This is a genomic window from Ruminococcus sp. D54t1_190329_F1 (assembly GCF_015551645.1).
Taxonomy (GTDB): domain Bacteria; phylum Bacillota; class Clostridia; order Lachnospirales; family Lachnospiraceae; genus Blautia_A; species Blautia_A faecis.
The window spans coordinates 111,460-129,328 of record NZ_JADNDC010000001.1 but is presented as its reverse complement, the minus strand read 5'-3'; the positions used below and the strand labels follow the sequence as shown (position 1 = coordinate 129,328).

Genomic DNA, 17,869 nt, shown 5'->3' with positions numbered 1-17,869 from the left:
TTGCTGGTTTTACTGTTTTTCCACATTTGACAGGTATTTTCTAATTCACAGGATCAGAGGCATCTTTTTCCCATGGCATTACATCGCCATCTTCCCTAAGATATTCCAAAATCTCCGGAATGCCCTCCTGCTGCCTGGAGTCTACATAAAAGATTTTTTTACAGCCGGCAAGTTCCAGCCAGGACGTGGCAAGTTTTATATTTGCATCAGGATTGTGTATTTTGGTAACAATTCCAATTACTTCACGGTTGGCCATACAGGTAATGCAAGGTGGAAAAAGGCAATAAGGTTCCGTGGCAGATACCAGCAGACCTACCACATCTGATTCATATGTATACAACGCCAGGGCGTGTCCCAGACCTTTCGTCTGGGCATACTCTCCTGGCGTATCTACGATCACATCAAAATTATTTACATATTGTGTTTTATGATAATGTATTTTTTCACCACGCAGGGCCTGGGTCAAAGTAGTTTTTCCAGCCTCGCTGCGACCGATCAGAACAAGTTTCTTCATATTCTGTCAGGTCCTTGTAATGGGGCATAAAGTAAAGCCCAGTTTATTTCCCACATAATCCAGAATTGCACTGGTAGAAGCTTCTACTTCCGACACAGTACCTGTGATGATCAGGCTTCCGCTGAAACGGTCAACAAACCCCAGTTCAATGCCAGATGATTTCATCGCAATATCTGCCATAATGATAGCAGTTTCTGCCGGACTTACAGTCATGATCCCAATGGCCGCTCTTGAGTAATCCAGAGATGGATCAAGACCCAGCTTTGTGTAAAGAATCTTATCCGGATTAGCAATGATATGTGCCAGGGAAATCTGCTTGCCTGGCACAAGCTCCTGTACAATTCTCTGTTTCATTTCCGGAGACATATTATCTGTGTATCCCATTTTCTCCTCCTGAATAAAGGGTTTTTATTTTCTGATTTGATTATACCTTTCTGATTTCCAAGTGTCAACAAAAAGCAACACTTCTCCGCATGCGATATGTGGTTTTTCTTGTACTGCAATGTTGTTTTTATTTGTTTTTTCTGTTTTTTCTTATTTATGATTGACATGTTTTTTGCCCTCTGGCATACTAAAGTTAACTGTAAATGGCTTTTCAAAACACTTTTATAGTGAAATTACCAGCTGCATATATTCACGTAATCTTGACTAGGAGATGATTTTATGTATCTTTCTGATATACACACACATTCCATTGCCAGCGGACACGGCACAACCTGCACCATCAGCGACATGGCAAAGGCTGCTTCTCAAAAAGGGCTGAAGCTTCTTGGAATCACAGACCACGGACCAGCCACTCTGGCTGCAGGAACTTCTTCTTATTTTCGAAGCCTGATCTATTCGCCAAGGAAGCGTTTCGACGTGGAATTATTATATGGAATTGAACTGAACATTCTGGATACCGATGGAAAAACAGATCTGCCACAGGAGCTTCTTGATAAGCTGGACTACGCAATCGCCAGCATGCATTATCAGAATTTCCGGCCAAAGACCAGGGAAGAAAATACTGCTGCTTTTCTGAACGTAATGAAGAATCCGGTTATAAAGATCCTGGGACACATTGATAATCCCCAGTATGACATAGATTACGACGCAGTTGTAAAGGCTGCCGGTGAAAACGGTGTTCTCCTTGAGATCAACGAAGCTTCCCTGGCGCCTTACGGATATCGGGGCGACACCCATGCCAACTGCGCGCAGATCCTGTCCTGCTGCCGGAAGTATCTGGTTCCAATCGTTCTTTCCAGTGACAGTCATGGAACAGAGCATATTGGAGACTTCACTTATGCCGCTGATTTCGTTCATAATGCTATGTTTCCAGAGGGTCTGATTCTTAACAACCAGATTCCGAAATTAAAGATGCTGTTAAGCATACGATAAAAAGGATCCAGCTTGCAGAATTCCAATGGAATTTTGCATTACGCAAAAACTCTCCGAGAAATATAAATACGTAAGCTTAACTTCGTATATATTCCGGAGAGTTTTTTATACTTATTTCTTTGATTACTCATTTTCATTTTTATGATCTGCTTCTCTTACTTTCTGCATCATCGCTGCAAGTTCCTGATATTTTCCTGTCACATAACCGTAATTTTTCTTCTTATGAGGGAGCTGACAATTCGTGCAATCTTTAAATCCCTTCTCATTATATTTGAAATTTCCGCCGCATTTTTCTCCAAGGGCATAAAGCGGGCAATAGCAGAACAGACAGTTAAAGTCCTCTGGATCAGCTCCTTTATGGCATGGAAAATACTCACATTTCTTATGGCTGAAATAAGCGTATTCTTTGTCTTCCCAATATTTTTTCTCCATATTTCTCTCCTTATCTCATACAACTCAAAACAAAATATTCTTTATATTCTATTTCGTAATGCACAAAAATCAAATGATAAAAATGACTCCCGCTTACAGGAATAGAATATTGCCAGAGCGTGTTTAAAAAAGGCTTTCTGCAAGATGTGCGTCACACTCTGCAGGAGATTACGGAATAATTCTACAAACAGGCTCAGGAAAAGTGTAAAAAAAATACCGCATATGCGGCTTCTGAATCATCGTGATTTAAGAGGGAGCGATGCTACTCCGGGGTAGAATATGATCCGTTCATATATACGCGGAGGGAACGGTTTCATCCGAAGTAGTATCGCCTGCCATTTAATCTGTATAATTCTTCTGAACAGGCGATCATTCCATAAAAAATGTCCACTCACAAAAGCGGACAACATCTCAGGGCTGCGGATTCCCCAAAACTGGTTGTTACACTTTCATCGGAAGTTTAACCTCGCCATACCAAGCAGGTTTCCTGGCTCCAGGATCATCACATCATCTCTCCTTCTCATGCGCAAGCACAATGGACTATGAGATTCGCTCCTCTGTTACAGTGACCGGATCGCTCAGGTTTCTCACCTGATTCCCTCTTTCTGCCAGCTTGTAGCTGTCAGCACTTAATATGTTCACTATGGAATTATACTGACACCATAGTACCACCGGTCACTGTCTTTGTCAACCCTTTGAAAGGATTTTTGTTATTTTTTTATCAACTTTTTTATCAACCAGATGTTGCTAGTCACGGCGTGACCAGCAGCGTCATTTTTTCCTGAATCTTCTCCACCAGGATTTTCGCTGTTTTTTCATGAGATCTGTGCCCCGGGTGCTGCCTTGATCCAAATTCTCCTTCCAGTGTATCCGGAAGCTTCACAAATTCTACGCGTTCATCCCCTGTTTTTCTTTTATAATTCCCCACCGCTTTCTCAAGCGTTGGTAAAATCTCATCTCCAAGCATTCCATAACACCACAGAATATAGCTTTCCGGATTACATACGCGCAGTTTTCTCAAAAAGACTTCCACAGCCTTTCCAACCCTGTCCATATTCTTCGTGCCGCTGCCGTCGTTTGTCCCCAGATTCACCACGATCACATCAGGCTGAAACTTCTGGAAATCCCATTTTTCCATAGCACCCAGTTGTTTGTTTCTTTCTCCATTTAAAAGACCGCACACCTGCTCATAATATAGCGGGATTGCCTGCTGCTCATTGCCTTCCCAGGAACAGAAAACGCCCCAGCCGCTCTGACTGATGCAATTGTACACCGCGCCCAGTTCTTTTGCCGCCATATATGCATAATTATCCACGGCATTGAAGCAAAAGGAATTCCATGTCATTTCTTCTCCTGCACCGCAGCCGCCCTCACCAGAGGTAATGCTGTCCCCTATTACTTCCAATCTGAGCTTCGGTGTTTCAAGAGGTAAGAACTCACCGTCAGTTTCAACCTCCAGCAGCTGAAGCAATGTTTTTTCATCTGTAGGAAACGCAGGGGTATCACGAAGAAGCTTTACATTTCTTACCTTATCCCTTTCCATATTACGGAAAAGGCAGATTTTCTGTTCTCCCTTATTTACCATAAGCCGTTGGGACCATACGCCGTCTACGATCACATCCACCCATGGCTCAAAAACATCATAATCGGAGCGGATTTTCACCCATATTTCTGTTGCTTTTACATTCAGTTCAATTCCGGAAGCGGTCCAAAATAGTGTTACCGGTTCCAGACTGCCATTCGTTCTTCCTAATATTCTTAAATATGGAATTTCCTTCATCTGATAATGGCTAAGCATTTTTCTCCACCTCTCATCTGGCTATACGAAATATTTATGTTACGATTTTCAGACAATACTTTTATTCTTACTATACTTCTTTTTTCTTTGCTTTTCCACATTATTTTCAGTAAAAAGCCCCTTCCGGATTTTCATCTCCGGAAAGGGCTCACAAATTCATTTATTCAGATTACACAAGACGTCTTACAGAAGTAATCGTTCTGTATGCAGCATTATCGCTGACCTTGATGCCATCTCTGGCATTGGATGCATGGACAATCTGTCCATTTCCCATATAGATTGCAACATGTCCGCCATAGCAGATCAGGTCGCCTGGCTGAGCATCCGCATAGGATACTTCATATCCGGCATTCTGCTGCTCATAAGATGTTCTTGGAAGACTTACGCCAAAGTTTGCATATACACTCTGCACAAAGCCAGAGCAGTCAGCACCACTGGTAAGGCTTGTTCCACCCCATACATATGGGTTTCCAACAAACTGTGTTGCATAGGATACAACAGAAGAGCCGGAACCTGAAGAACTGCTGGCTGATGAACTGTCAGAAGAACTATCTGAGGAACTGTCGGAGCTGCTTGCCTCGGAATTGTAATCAACTGTATTGTCAGTATCAATTACATTACCATACTCATCGTATTCATAATCAGAAGATCCATCAGAAGAACCACTTACAACATTTCCATCTTCATCATACTGAACATCTTCTGAGGAATTATCTCCGTTCTGAGCTGCTTCCTGTGCTGCTGCAGCTGCTGCGGCCTCTGCCTCTGCCTGACGTCTTGCCTCTTCTTCTGCTGCAATACGTTCTGCCTCAAGCTGCTCAATTTCTGCCTGCTGCTGTTCCAGAAGGTTCGCATACTCAGTAGCCTGCTGCTGTGCGTATGCGATCTCATTCTCGCAATCAGCACTGTTCGCACGGGTTACATCCAACTGATACTGAAGGTTAGACTGCTGAGCCTCATATTCTTCCTTCATGGTCTCAAAATCAGCTTTCTCCTGCTCATACTGATCTTCTAACTTCTGAACTTCTTCAATCGTTCTTGCATATTTCTGAAGGCTCTCTCTGTCCTGCTCATACATCTGCTGTGTATACTCAGCTCTTGTAAGAAGATCTGCAAGGTTATCTGCATTTAACATCATCTGGAACCATGCATTGTTTCCACCTTTTTCATAAAGATACTGAATACGTTTCTTCATAGCGCTGTACTGTTTATCCTTGGCATTCTGAGCCTTGGTCAGGTCACCCTGTGTTTTCTCAATTTCTGCTTCCTTGGAAGCGATATCACTCTCAAGAGTCTGAATGGAAACCATTACATTTACAAGATCAGAATTCAAAGATTCGATCTGGCTCTCAAGCTGCTGCTTCTGATCCCACAGAGCACTCATACGTGCGTATGTAGCATCCAGCTGCTGGCTTGTCCAGGCCTGCTCTTCTCTTAAATCGCTCTCACGGTCAGCCATTACGCTTACAACCTGTGAACCGCACATTAAAATTGCCAGTGTCAGACATACAATTCTTTTCTTCATGTTTCATCACCCTCGTTAATCTTTTTGATAATCTAAAAAACTCAATTTGTAATATGTTTGCAATATTTCATTCAATCTTGCTACATATTAGCACACTCTCGCAAAGATTTCAACCCTGAATTGCAATAAATTTTAAAACTTTGTAACATTTCGTAATATATTTGTCTAAATAAGAGACACAGAGCGTGTTTGTGCAACAGAGGGGGAATTCAAAGATTTCCGTTGTTACATAAAAAGAGAACCAGTATTTTCACTGATTCTCTCTTGTATATTACTTAACCATTATTTTCCAAACAGATCGTACAGAATCTGGTCTGCTGTCATATTGTAATAACCATCCGGATCAGAAAGTGTATCTCCATTCCATCTCAGATAGTTTCCATTTCGGATATAGTTTCCAACGGATGGATGATAGTTGAAGATGCTGTATCCGGAATACAAGGACATATACTTCTTCGCAAGGGCTGCAGCCTCACTGGAATAGCTTCCTGTAGGTGTGGTAGTTCCGGAAATCTGGACACCTGCCTGCGGAGTGGAATGAATGATAACAACACTCTTATCACTGCACTGTCCAAGAACGATCCATGTATGACCATCATTGTATCCGATATCGCCAGGCTTCAGCTCCCAACCATTCTGTGACAGATAAGACTGATTTACGATTGAGCCCCAGCCTTTCCCCTTGTAATAGCTTCCAATTTCACCTGAAACCACTGTGTATCCATATCCTACACCGGACTGTGTCTGCATTACCTGATAAGCAGACCAGCCTACAAAGCCCGAGCAGTCAAATCCTTTCGCACGATTGGAAGTAGAAAGATCACGGTAATTATTGTAATCATAACCGGATGGATTCGCTGACCATTTATTATACCAGCTGGTCATGGTATCGCTGAGACCCTTTCTTGTGGAATCATTCCATCCGCCGCCCCATACGTAAAGTGCTTTTCCAACAGGTAAAAGTGCTCCTGCAAGATAATTCTTGATGGTCTTATTTCCTGTATTTCCATTCGGAGAAGGATCATCCTGCTTCTCTCCCTGGCATACACCAGTGCTGGAAAATGTATATGTAACACCATCAACAGTCTGTGTGCCTGTGTACATCGCGCCTGTAGCAGGATCAAAATAGTACTTTGTACCCTTGTCTGTATTCTCCACCCAGCCCGTCGCCATAGCTCCGGAGCCGCTGTAGAAATAATAGGTCACATTATTGATCGTCTTAAAACCAACTGCCATGATTCCATTGGTAGCAGTTTTCGATGTAGTATCAAAATACCGCTTCACTCCTGATGAGCTAGTCAGCCAGCCAGTGGCCATAATTCCCGTTTTGGAAAAATAGCGGATATTTCCTTTGCTGTCCTTTACAAAACCGGTAGCTGCAACGCCTGATTTCGCGTAAAGGTAATAGGTCTTTCCGCCAAGCTTCAGCCACTTTGTCTTCATGTATCCGGTTGACGGTGCAAAGTAACGGCGCTGTCCCTTGGAATTGGAAAGCCATCCAGTTACCATAACACCTGCTTTGCTTGTGAAATAACGCTTTCTGCCCTTTTTATCTTTCACCCAGCCTTTCGCCTGAACACCGGTAGATTTACTAAAATAATATTTCTTACCGTTCAGGGTAAGCCATCCTTTGACTTTCTTGCCGTTTTTATAGTAGTATGTTTTTCCTTTTACTGTACGGAATCCATTCTTCGTGGCAGCCTGTACATCTCTTGATGTACTATGGCATGTAAAACCGGCTGCCATAAGCATTACCAGCAGCAGGATACTCCAAAGTCTGAATTTTTTACATTTGTTTTGCATACTTACCTTCCTTTTTAATTAATCTGTTGCTGTCCACAGGTAATACTGCAGTCCAGCAAACACAACCCCTGTTATTATCATCTTCAAGTTTTTACAAAGTTGTTACAGCTTTATGTAGCTCATTATATTACAGTTTCCATCTATCGTCAACCCGAAAGTAAAACTCTGTAAAGTTTTCACAATATTTTCGTATTATTTTTCTTTAAAAGCAATGATTTCAAAGGTATTTTCCATAAAAAAAGAACAGTCCCACACAATATAAAAGAACTGTCCTTTTATAAATTCTGTAATATTTCTGTTATAAAGTGATTATAATAGATGTTTTCTTAATTCTTCTCCGCTCAGAGCGCTTAAGTAAGCAGGTGCAACATCAAATACAGTCTTGCAGCCCTTCTGTCCCTCCTGGTTCATGCGGTATGCAGCTCTGGCATATGCAACAATTACAGAAGAAGTAAATTCCGGATTGGAATCCAGTTTCAGGCTGTACTCGATCACATGACTGTTCTCATCGTTCCAGCCGGTCTTGCCTGTGCGGATTACAAATCCACCGTGCGGAATTCCGCTGTGGTCACGCTTCAGTTCCTCTTCGGAAATAAAATGTACTGTGGTATCGTATTCATCAAAGTAGTTCGGCATAGTCTTGATCTCATTCTCAATTCTTGCAAGATCAGCGCCTTCTTCAGCTACTACGAAACACTCTCTGGTATGTTTCTCCCTTGTAGTAAGCTCCGGATTCTTTCCGCTTCTTACTGCTTCCAGTGCAGCCTCAACCGGGATAGTGTACTGTTTGCCATCCTTTACCCCTTTGATACGGCGGATTGCATCAGAATGTCCCTGGCTTACGCCTTTTCCCCAGAATGTGTAATCCTTGCCGTTTGTCAGGATTGCATTTGCATACATGCGGTTCAGGGAAAACATTCCCGGATCCCAGCCTACAGAAATAATTCCAACATGACCGTTCTCAGAAGCTGCTTTGTCCACATTTGCAAAATGTTCCGGGATTCTCTTATGGGTATCAAAGCTGTCTACCACATTGAACCACTGGGCATATTTCGGTGTCTGCTCTGGCAGGTCAGTAGCACTTCCGCCGCAAAGAATCATAACATCAATCTGGTCTTTCATCTTCTCAGCATCATCTACAGAATATACCTTCGCTGTCTCTGTCAGAATTTTAACAGTCTCAGGAGCACGACGGGTAAAAACTCCCACCAGTTCCATATCAGGATTGTGTTTGATCGCACATTCTACGCCACGTCCCAGGTTACCGTATCCCAGGATACCAATACGAATACTCATTATCTGATTCCTCCTATACTACCGCACGCCAGATGCACAATCCCCACAAATGGTCATGCAGCCCCCAAAAGCTGTATTATCCCATACGAACGTCAGATGCTTCACGTCTGCGGTATCTATATCTATTTCACGCTTTAACAGTTTAATACGTGCGAGTTTTCTTGTCAATTGATTTTTAACAAAATCTGTCATTCAAAGGTTACTGTTCTCTGGTAACATCAAAACACCTCAAAAAAGAATACTGTACAATGGCATCCTTCTCCACGGTACAGTATCATAAACTTCTACTTTATCAACAGCACAGCACTCCGCTTCCCGGACAGCACATTCCGCAAAGCGCATTTGCCAGACAAAGCTTCAGACACATATCATCCCCTGCCACCGGCATTCCTCCAAACGGTCCCTGCTGTGTCTCATACCAGCTTCCACCGCCCTCCATCCGGTTCAGGAGCATACGGTACTGCTGATTATTCGGCTCCTGGCGCACAGCTTCACGAATATGCTCCAGCGCTTTTACATTATTCCCCATTCCCATGTTCGCCATGGAGGAAATATAATACCACTCTCCATTCTTCTGGGAAAGGGAATTCAATACATTCATAGCCTCCTGATAATGTCCGCTCTGAACAAAATTAGCTGCTGCACGTCTACGCACACTTTCCTCATCTTCGTAAGTGCTCTGGCGCTGCTGTCCTCCAAAGCCGCCAAATCCGCCATATCCGTAACCACCGTATCCGCCGGAAGATTCACCACTGCTTCCATACTCGCGTTCTCTCATGATCTGCTCATATGCCTGCTGTACTTCCTTAAACTTCTCTTCTGCCTGATCTTTGTTTGGATTGTTAATATTCGCATCCGGATGGTACTTCCGGCTTAACTTTCTGTATGCCTTCTTTATTTCTTCATCTGTTGCATTTCTGGAAACTCCCAGTACGCTATATGGATCCAACATGTTCTTTCTCCCGTTCTTCCCTGCGTTTCCTGCTCACTTCCTCGAAGCGGCACCACACACCGGAATATAAAATGTTCCGAAGAATATCCCCATATTTAATAATAGGAAGCTTCTCGAATTCTCTGCAGGTTTCTGCCATCATCATCATAAGGATCTGGCGTACTTCCCCTTCAAACCCTTCCATTGTATATTTTTCTGCGAAAGGATTGTAATCTTTATTTTTCACATCTTCTTCCACATCATCATATGCATCCAGAAGATAGATGAATTTGCCAAGATAAAAGCCAATTCTTCGAAGGCTTTTCTCCCACTCATCCTGCCTGTAAGCAAGAATCTCCTCCATAATATGCCCGAAAACCCCGGACATTCTGTCTATATCTGTCTCCCCCTGTTTCTCCAAAGCGGAAAGCGCATCCAGAAGTTCGACGATCCGCTTCGCCTTATCTGGATAAAGTTTTAACAGACGGTTATTTTTCCCCTCAAGAAGCCTGGCGTAACCAAGCTTCACATATTTCCTGTCATCGTTCCAGTCATCCAGACATTTATAATAAGTTAAAAGTATATTCATGTCTGCACAGTATTCTGTCATCACATTCTTTCGAACCGGCTGTTTTCTCACAGGATGAAGAATGCATCTGGTAGTGCCCTTGTACGTCTTTGGCTCATAAAGGCCGGAAAGAAGCATGATCACAAAAGTCATATCATAGCTTAATGTAATCTGGCCGGATATCCCGTATTTCTCACGCAGTTCCCTGCAGAGTCCACAGTAAAAGGATCTGTACATGTCAAAATCCTTCATCTTGATCTCCGGCTTGTTCATTACAATATATCCAAACATATCAGCGCCTCTTTATAAATTTGGTATGACACTTGGGACATTCAATCTCCACTTTCTTAAATCCGCCTCTGGGGATACGGATTTTCTGACCACAGCCAGGACAGCTGTAAATATGATAGTCCTTGCGCTGGCTCATCATTCGCTTCTCTTTCTGGAAACGGGCTCTTAGCTTATCCGTCATCTGAAGATACTTCTGATTCTCCTGATAACGTTTGGAAATATTTTTGGAAAAAATCCTGAAATAAGTATAAACAATGGCAGCCATTCCAAACAGATCCAGAAATGCGCCAATTCCACTTCTGGTCCCGGTAAATAAGGTGAGCACAATAGCAGCCAGTGCCACTCCCATGGTGAATCTCGCGAACTGATCCACTCCATTGCGTCCCTGCATAAATCTCATAAATTTTTCTTTCAATAAAATACCTTCTTTCTTGTGAACTTATCTTCCTGAAATAAGTTTCTGTCTCTCTTTTGTTATTATATTATTTCCCTATCCCTGATTCTGTATATGGTTCACAAAACAATCGGCAATCATTCAGCCCTTTTCCTATCTGTCGCTGCAGACCTGGAAAATATAAAATTTCAGATAATAAGATTCATCAGCAGACCATAAGATCGGATGATCTGGTGCCTGGGTGCGATATTCTACCTGACGAAGACGTTTATGCACATTTCTGGCAGCCTGACCGATGGTCTGGGTAAAAAGCTGGTAATCCATAAAATGTGAACAGGAACAGGTTGCAAGGAAGCCGCCGTCTTTCACCAGTTTCATAGCACGAAGATTGATCTCACGATAGCCTTTCACCGCATTCTTAACAGAGCTTCTTGACTTGGTAAATGCAGGTGGATCCAGAATCACCACGTCATATTTCTCGCCTTTCTCTTCCAGTTTCGGAAGAAGATCGAAGACGTCCTCACAGATAAATTTTACAGAATCAGAAAGTCCGTTTAAAGCTGCATTGGCTGTAGCCTGATCAACTGCAAGCTGTGAAGCATCCACACCAGTTACTTCTTTCGCTCCTGCATATCCTGCATTTAAAGCAAAAGAACCAGTATGGGTAAAACAGTCCAGAACTCTGGCATTCCTGCAAAGCTTCTGGATTGCCAGACGATTGTATTTCTGATCCAGGAAAAATCCTGTCTTCTGACCGTCTTTTACATCCACCTGATATTTTACACCATTTTCCACAATTTCAACCAAAGTAGGGAACTCTTCACCAATAAAGCCCTTATATGGCTCCATTCCCTCCTGCTTACGTACTTTCACGTCACTTCTCTCGTAAACGCCGCAGATCCGGATACCATCCTCTGCCAGAACTTTCTTCAGAAGTTCCACCAGCATCTCTTTATAACGGTCGATTCCAAGTGCAAGGGACTGTACCACCAGCACATCAGAAAACTTGTCCACAATAAAACCCGGCAGAAAATCTGCCTCTCCGAAGATCACGCGACAGCTTGAAGTATCCGTTACTTTCTTACGATACTCCCATGCATCCCGCACTCTTTTCTCAAAAAATTCCTCATCGATCACAGTATTCTCATCTCTTGAAAGAAGACGTACCACAATCCTGGAATTCGTATTGATAAATCCTCTTCCCAGAGGATATCCGTCAAAATCATGAACCAGTACAATATCTCCATTTACAAAGCTTCCCATAATAGAAGCTACTTCATTATCAAAAATCCACATTCCGCCGGATTTCAAAAGACGTCCTTCTCCCTTTTTCAGGGTTACTACTGCCAGACTCATAGCACTACTCCTTTGCTTTTGCGATTTAGGTAACATTGTAGCACACAATTTCTCAATTTGCCAGTGTTTCCAGGGGTTCTGCGAAAAAGTCATAAAAATTTCACTAATCTTAAAATTTTATAAACTGCCAGCCATTCATCTTCTTTTTTTAACAGACATCTCATTCTCATTAACAACAAAAAAACTCCGGACTGCCTGAGCCCGCCTCCTATCGTCAGATTCTAAATCTGACTTTCAATGGCGGTACACGGTTCAGACATTCCAGAGCTTTCACTTATCTTATATTCTGGCTTTTCCAGAAGGTTATTTTCTTCTTATTTCGCATTCGCTGCAGCTACATGTACATGAATCAGATTTGCCTTAATAAGAGCTGGACGAACTGCATTGTAAATAATCACAACCAGGATTGTAGATACAATTGCATTTACAAATGTAGCACCGGCGCTTAATTTTGCAAGGATGCTCGCTACTTCCTGGGGCTGACCAAGAATGTACTGTTTGTAGAAATAGCCAACGATGGGATCTGCGATCACATTAAAAGCAAGACCTGCAATGGAAGCGATCAGACTCCATTTGAATACGTATTTCTTGTCGTTCGTCTCATTGATCTTTGCAATCTTGTGGGCTACAAGACCTGTTATAAGACCGATGCAAAGCTTCAGGACAAAAGTCTTGGGTGCTCCTGTAATGTAAACCGGATCCATAAGGTCTGCAATAGTCATTCCAATAGAACCAGCAAGACCGCCGTACCAACCGCCAAGAAGCAGAGCTCCAAGCACGCAGAAGGTATTTCCGATGTGAAGAGAAGTAGCATCTCCACCCGGTACCGGAATCTTAATCTGCAAAAATGTAAAAGATACATAGCAAAGTGCTGCAAGAAGTGCAGTCTCTGCAAGTTTCATAATGGTAGAATTCTGTTTGTTCATAGGTTTCTCTCTCTTTCCCGGAAACCTGGTACATATTGAAAAAACATTCTGCAAGATGTGCCTCACAAGTTGCAGGAATGATTTCTCAAACAAGCTCCAATGTTTCCTGTTTAATCACTGCTTTTTATACTGCAGTATCTAATTAGCACTTATCATAGCGAGATACTGGTATGTCTTCAATAGACAGTTTTGATTATTTTTAAGAGGACAGTTATTTTCTGCAAAAAAGGTACAGTCCCCAATATCCCACTGGATATCAGTTTCTGTACCTTTTCCACCAGCAGACATGTCATCTCCTGGAGCATCAACACATACTATTCAACAGTATTCTTCCGAATTCAGGTCTGTTATTCTTCGTAGGACTCTTCATCAATAGTCTCGTCATAAGACTCATCGCCTACTTCATCTGTAGCACTTTCATCTGTTGTCACATTTTCAGAGCCGTCAGCTGAATCACTGGATTCTGAACTCTCACCATAAAGTTTCTCAAAGAACTTCATAGTATCTTTATACAGGGTATCTTTATCATCAGAAGATACTGCATCGCCAAGAACATCAATATCCTCAGAAGACTCACCATCATCGATCACATCAATGCCGAAAAGTTTCTTCATCTCTTTATCCAGCATATTCAGTTCTGGTGTAATGTATTTCTCAGTTCCATCCTCCTGATAGGAAACAGCACCATTTCCAAGGATACCAAGGTATTTCTGAAGAACTTTGATGGAAAGCTTGTTGGCTGTGTCAGAATCAAGTGTTACAGTAACTGCAGCATCATCTCCCATTACTTCGTAAAGAGCATCCTCATCACCGCTGTACTCTCCCTGACAGAAGGTCTTCGCTTTTTCAAATTTCGCTTTAGCATCATCGCCAAGGAAATCTGTATTCAGCTGTGATATATCTGTGATCTCTGCGGAAGAATCACTGCCATCACCATTATCTGTTCCGCCAACTTCACTGATGTCGCCGTCAGCTGACTCATCTGTACTTCCATCTGTGTTCTCGCTGGAATCATCAGAAGCCGGAAATTCTTCCCAGGATTCTTCACCGGATTCGTCTGCAGCTCCAGTCTCCTCAGCAAGTCCCGGATCCTCTGTAGAACTCTCGATAACATTGTCACCAAGAGCACTCTGGTCTACATTATCCACAATGCTGTCCTCATCATCTGAGGAATCACTGCTCTCCTCTGCCTGGCCTGTTACATTGTCATTTACACGTTCCAGAGTTTCCTGCATCTCAGAGTAATCATAGTCCTGCTGGGAAATCTGCTGAAGCAGGTTTACGATGGTATTAATCTCATCATCTGTAAGAGTTACATTGTTATTATTGGAGATATTTACAACAATATTGTAGATATCATCTGCATTCTGAACATTGTCTGCAATAACCTGCATTTTCGCCTGGTTAATAACAGTGGTAGCGTCATTCTGTCCTACAGAATCAGCAAGATTACCTGTAACTACCATCTCCTCAGTAGCAAGCTCCTTCTTGGTCTCGTCAAGTTTCTGTCCACTGGCAGTCTCATATGCCATCTGGATACCAGTCAGTGCTCCTGTACCTGATACCTCGAACGGGCATGCAGCAACAACCTCACAGTTGGTAACACCAGATGTGGAAAGGGAACTTGCGATCATATTGCAGGTAACCCAGTTCAAATTGGCGGTACGAACCTTGATGCCACCGGATGTGGTAGGCTTCACATAAGCACAGCTCACTGTTCTTGTACCAATCTGCTCCAGCGGAACATAGGAACTTAAGTGATCCCTCTCATCCTGATTGGTAACGTAAATAATCTGTGCCTGGCTGGAATCTACTTTAAAATATTTCAGCATGGTGTTCTTCTGCTCATCTGAAAGATCTGCGCCAAGTGTAACAACCTTCATAGCATCTGCCAGAGCCGGTACTGTGGGAACCATGCTTCCCATAACCATTGATGCGCTGCAGAGCAGCGTAGCTAATAATTTACCTTTCTTCATAACTTTTCCTCCAACTTTCTGTTTGGGTTATAATCTGATCTGTAATGAAAGCCTCATACTCTGTAACGGCTTCCACGCACTGCACCTCTGTCTTTGCAGTTGTTTTATTTAGTACACTTATTATAACATACTTCTTATAGTTTTTGTAATTTTAATTGTTAATTCTCTCTTTGAATCTGAATATATGTTTTGGTAAAAAAATTATTATATCAGCAGCTTTTCCAGAGCCTGTTATCTGGCGAGCTGTAAACAGTAATCCAGAACCTCCTGCACGGTCTTAACTGGTGTAATCTCAAGCTTCTCTTTTACCTCATCGGCCACATCATCAAGATCATCCATATTCTCATATGGAATAAACACATGCTTTACGCCAGCTCTCTGGGCAGCCATCAGCTTCTCCGGCAATCCGCCAATAGGCATAACACCGCCGCGAAGGGAAACTTCTCCTGTCATTGCTATTTCTGCTGGTGCAGGCTTTCCTGTCACCAGAGAGGATAATGCAGTTACCAGCGTAATGCCGGCTGATGGGCCATCCTTAGGAACTGCTCCTGCCGGCACATGGATGTGAAGATCATTTTCCTTGAATTTATCCGCGAATTCCGGATAGAGGGACTTCACAAGAGTAATGGCAATCTGGGCGGACTCTTTCATCACATCTCCAAGCTGTCCGGTAATGATCACCTTTCCATCGCCTTTTGTAAAAGAAGTTTCGATAAAAAGGATTTCTCCGCCGGCACTGGTCCAGGCAAGACCGGTTACAACTCCAGGCACTGGATTTTCCAGAATCTTCTCATGATGGATTCCATGTCCCAAAAATTCTGCTACACGCTTCTCGCTTACCGTAATACTCTTCTGCTCACCCTTTACCAGCTTCACAGCTGCATATCTGCATAGCACATCCATCTGCTTCTTCAGTCCACGGACACCAGCCTCCGCTGTATACTCTTCAATAATGCGGCGGATTGCCTCATCTGTCACCTTCAGATTCTGGGCTTTGATTCCCATGCTCTTCATTGCTTTCGGCAAAAGATGACGTCTGGCAATCTGGAACTTCTCCACTGCAGTATATCCTGGAAACTGGATCACTTCCATACGATTGAGCAATGGCTCAGGAATGGTATCGGTGGAATTGGCTGTACACACAAAAAGCACATTGGAAAGATCATAAGGAACATTCATATAATGATCTGTAAAGCTTCCGTTCTGCTCCGGATCCAGCACTTCCAAAAGAGCACTTGCCGGATCACCGCCGTAATCTTTGGCAAGCTTGTCCACCTCATCCAGTACCATAACCGGATTTGCGGCTCCGCTTCTCTTCATTCCTTCCATAATCCTGCCTGGCATAGCACCTATGTAGGTTCTTCTGTGTCCTCGAATTTCCGCTTCATCACGGATTCCACCAAGACTGATACGCACATATTTACGGTGAAGCGCACGGGCAATACTCTGTCCGATACTGGTTTTTCCAGTTCCAGGTGCACCTACAAACAATAAAATGGAACCAGACTGTTTCTTATTAAGAGCCATAACAGCAAGCTGCTGGATAATTCTCTCTTTTACTTTTTTCAACCCATAATGGTCTTCATCCAGGATTTGTTCTGCCTCATTCAAATCAATTTCAGCAGGTTCCTCTGGCTTCCAGGAAAGACTTGTGGCAAAGTCCAGATAATCGTACAGCATGCCATACTCATGGCTGTCTTTTCCTTCCTGCTTCATGCGGTTCAGCACCTTTTCAGCTTCTTTGCGTGCTTCCTCATTCATGCCGGATTCCTGGATTTTCTTCTGGAAACGGCGCACATCAGAAATATTCTCCGGATGCATTTCATCCAGCTGCTGCTGAAGAAATTCGATCTGCTTCCGGATAGCGGACTCCCGGTAAACTTTCTCATTGGAGTTCTTCTGCGCAGTCTCAGCCTCCTCACTGACACGGAAAATCTCCATCAGCTCATAGACAGCCTCTTCCATCAGATGCATACGTTCTTTCCTGGAATCCACCTCGATCATATGGTATTTTTCTTCCCAGGAAAGACTCATGTAACCAGCCAAGGCACTGACGGCTTCCGGATAGCTTTTCCAATGATAGATCATGCTGCGTACCCAGACGCCCCACTGAAAGCCTTTTGCAAAATCCATCAGTTCTTTCTTGATCTTATCAAATTTCTCCTTTTCTTCTTCCGGGGAGATATCCTGGATATCCGGAAGATCTACCGCTTCTGCCTGAACCATGCCGTCAGTATATTCTACACGAGTCACCTGCACTCTTTTTCTGGTAGTAATCTTGACGCTGCCTTCCTCGTCTATATTCTCAATGATTCCCATCACGCCCACTGGAAAAATATTTTCCATGGAAATTTCCTCTGGGGCTATTTCTTTCTTCTGTAAAACGAAGAGAATTTCTTCTCCGATATTCTGTTCTTTAATTCTGCCTTCCGGAAACATATCTTTTTTAAAGAAAAATGTAACTTCCGGTAAAAGAAGAAGTTCATAAACTGGTATTGTAATCATACATGTTTCCTCCTTGTATTGTTAGCACTCCTTTAATATGAGTGCCAGATTTATTCTATAGAAAATGGCGAACTCATATGAATTCGCCATCTGAATCTATGATAGTTCATTATAGCACTAAATTAAAATTTTGCAATAAGAATCGAACATTCTTTCTGGAACATGGTAGTTTTTTGA

Annotated in this window: 15 protein-coding genes and 1 riboswitch; of the genes, 1 reads left to right on the top strand and 14 read right to left on the bottom strand. The window is 42.8% G+C overall.

Features of this window, described 5'->3' with window-relative positions; translation table 11 throughout:
- Window positions 1-40: 40 nt before the first annotated feature.
- Both eutP and I2D69_RS00585 read right to left on the bottom strand, forming a co-directional pair.
- Entirely contained in the window at window positions 41-514 is a 474-nt protein-coding gene (gene eutP, locus I2D69_RS00590; protein WP_173770697.1) for a EutP/PduV family microcompartment system protein, read from the bottom strand.
- Window positions 515-520: 6 nt separating this feature from the next.
- Window positions 521-898 carry a BMC domain-containing protein gene (locus I2D69_RS00585; RefSeq protein WP_021924989.1) on the bottom strand — a complete coding sequence of 126 codons (378 nt, stop codon included), beginning with the start codon at window positions 896-898 and terminating at the stop codon, window positions 521-523.
- A gap of 279 nt (window positions 899-1,177) precedes the next feature.
- On the opposite strand from I2D69_RS00585, the gene I2D69_RS00580 reads away from it, so the two are divergent.
- Window positions 1,178-1,891: a phosphatase gene (locus I2D69_RS00580; protein ID WP_118577779.1), complete on the top strand. Its 714-nt coding sequence runs from the start codon at window positions 1,178-1,180 to the stop codon at window positions 1,889-1,891.
- A gap of 123 nt (window positions 1,892-2,014) precedes the next feature.
- On the opposite strand, the gene I2D69_RS00575 is transcribed toward I2D69_RS00580, so the two are convergent.
- The 12 genes from I2D69_RS00575 to lon all read right to left on the bottom strand — a co-directional run bounded on the left by I2D69_RS00575 (window position 2,015) and on the right by lon (window position 17,692).
- Complete coding sequence (locus I2D69_RS00575; RefSeq protein WP_173716619.1) at window positions 2,015-2,323, bottom strand: cysteine-rich small domain-containing protein; 309 nt, start codon at window positions 2,321-2,323, stop codon at window positions 2,015-2,017.
- A 459-nt stretch (window positions 2,324-2,782) separates the two neighbouring features.
- Window positions 2,783-2,971: riboswitch (cobalamin riboswitch) on the bottom strand.
- Window positions 2,972-3,074: 103 nt separating this feature from the next.
- Window positions 3,075-4,121: a GDSL-type esterase/lipase family protein gene (locus I2D69_RS00570; RefSeq protein WP_195379213.1), complete on the bottom strand. Its 1,047-nt coding sequence runs from the start codon at window positions 4,119-4,121 to the stop codon at window positions 3,075-3,077.
- A gap of 169 nt (window positions 4,122-4,290) precedes the next feature.
- Window positions 4,291-5,646, bottom strand: coding sequence for a C40 family peptidase (locus tag I2D69_RS00565; protein ID WP_195379212.1), 1,356 nt, complete (start codon window positions 5,644-5,646; stop codon window positions 4,291-4,293).
- Between the two features lie 282 nt (window positions 5,647-5,928).
- Window positions 5,929-7,449, bottom strand: a complete 1,521-nt coding sequence (locus I2D69_RS00560) for an N-acetylmuramoyl-L-alanine amidase family protein (protein ID WP_195379211.1) — start codon at window positions 7,447-7,449, stop codon at window positions 5,929-5,931.
- A 309-nt stretch (window positions 7,450-7,758) separates the two neighbouring features.
- Entirely contained in the window at window positions 7,759-8,745 is a 987-nt protein-coding gene (locus I2D69_RS00555; RefSeq protein ID WP_118577783.1) for a diaminopimelate dehydrogenase, read from the bottom strand.
- Between the two features lie 292 nt (window positions 8,746-9,037).
- Window positions 9,038-9,697, bottom strand: coding sequence for a J domain-containing protein (locus I2D69_RS00550; RefSeq protein ID WP_173773178.1), 660 nt, complete (start codon window positions 9,695-9,697; stop codon window positions 9,038-9,040).
- A complete protein-coding gene (locus tag I2D69_RS00545; RefSeq protein WP_195379210.1) occupies window positions 9,681-10,535 on the bottom strand; it encodes a DUF5685 family protein in 855 nt (284 codons plus the stop codon). The genes I2D69_RS00550 and I2D69_RS00545 overlap by 17 nt, the downstream gene beginning before the upstream one ends.
- Before the next feature lies 1 nt (window position 10,536).
- A complete protein-coding gene (locus I2D69_RS00540; RefSeq protein ID WP_118577786.1) occupies window positions 10,537-10,950 on the bottom strand; it encodes a hypothetical protein in 414 nt (137 codons plus the stop codon).
- Between the two features lie 132 nt (window positions 10,951-11,082).
- A complete protein-coding gene (locus I2D69_RS00535) occupies window positions 11,083-12,285 on the bottom strand; it encodes a class I SAM-dependent rRNA methyltransferase (RefSeq protein WP_148461162.1) in 1,203 nt (400 codons plus the stop codon).
- Window positions 12,286-12,599: 314 nt separating this feature from the next.
- Window positions 12,600-13,211, bottom strand: a complete 612-nt coding sequence (locus I2D69_RS00530; protein WP_173734859.1) for an ECF transporter S component — start codon at window positions 13,209-13,211, stop codon at window positions 12,600-12,602.
- Between the two features lie 347 nt (window positions 13,212-13,558).
- Window positions 13,559-15,187, bottom strand: a complete 1,629-nt coding sequence (locus tag I2D69_RS00525; RefSeq protein WP_195379209.1) for a DUF1002 domain-containing protein — start codon at window positions 15,185-15,187, stop codon at window positions 13,559-13,561.
- 231 nt (window positions 15,188-15,418) lie between these two features.
- A complete protein-coding gene (lon, locus tag I2D69_RS00520; protein ID WP_195379208.1) occupies window positions 15,419-17,692 on the bottom strand; it encodes an endopeptidase La in 2,274 nt (757 codons plus the stop codon).
- Between the last annotated feature and the right edge of the window lie 177 nt (window positions 17,693-17,869).

What these genes read in the sequence shown, in the direction of transcription:
- eutP (WP_173770697.1), bottom strand. Translation starts at nt 514, where the DNA reads ATGAAGAAACTTGTTCTGATCGGTCGCAGCGAGGCTGGAAAAACTACT.
- I2D69_RS00585 (WP_021924989.1), bottom strand. Translation starts at nt 898, where the DNA reads ATGGGATACACAGATAATATGTCTCCGGAAATGAAACAGAGAATTGTA.
- I2D69_RS00580 (WP_118577779.1), top strand. Translation starts at nt 1,178, where the DNA reads ATGTATCTTTCTGATATACACACACATTCCATTGCCAGCGGACACGGC.
- I2D69_RS00575 (WP_173716619.1), bottom strand. Translation starts at nt 2,323, where the DNA reads ATGGAGAAAAAATATTGGGAAGACAAAGAATACGCTTATTTCAGCCAT.
- I2D69_RS00570 (WP_195379213.1), bottom strand. Translation starts at nt 4,121, where the DNA reads ATGCTTAGCCATTATCAGATGAAGGAAATTCCATATTTAAGAATATTA.
- I2D69_RS00565 (WP_195379212.1), bottom strand. Translation starts at nt 5,646, where the DNA reads ATGAAGAAAAGAATTGTATGTCTGACACTGGCAATTTTAATGTGCGGT.
- I2D69_RS00560 (WP_195379211.1), bottom strand. Translation starts at nt 7,449, where the DNA reads ATGCAAAACAAATGTAAAAAATTCAGACTTTGGAGTATCCTGCTGCTG.
- I2D69_RS00555 (WP_118577783.1), bottom strand. Translation starts at nt 8,745, where the DNA reads ATGAGTATTCGTATTGGTATCCTGGGATACGGTAACCTGGGACGTGGC.
- I2D69_RS00550 (WP_173773178.1), bottom strand. Translation starts at nt 9,697, where the DNA reads ATGTTGGATCCATATAGCGTACTGGGAGTTTCCAGAAATGCAACAGAT.
- I2D69_RS00545 (WP_195379210.1), bottom strand. Translation starts at nt 10,535, where the DNA reads ATGTTTGGATATATTGTAATGAACAAGCCGGAGATCAAGATGAAGGAT.
- I2D69_RS00535 (WP_148461162.1), bottom strand. Translation starts at nt 12,285, where the DNA reads ATGAGTCTGGCAGTAGTAACCCTGAAAAAGGGAGAAGGACGTCTTTTG.
- I2D69_RS00530 (WP_173734859.1), bottom strand. Translation starts at nt 13,211, where the DNA reads ATGAACAAACAGAATTCTACCATTATGAAACTTGCAGAGACTGCACTT.
- I2D69_RS00525 (WP_195379209.1), bottom strand. Translation starts at nt 15,187, where the DNA reads ATGAAGAAAGGTAAATTATTAGCTACGCTGCTCTGCAGCGCATCAATG.
- lon (WP_195379208.1), bottom strand. Translation starts at nt 17,692, where the DNA reads ATGATTACAATACCAGTTTATGAACTTCTTCTTTTACCGGAAGTTACA.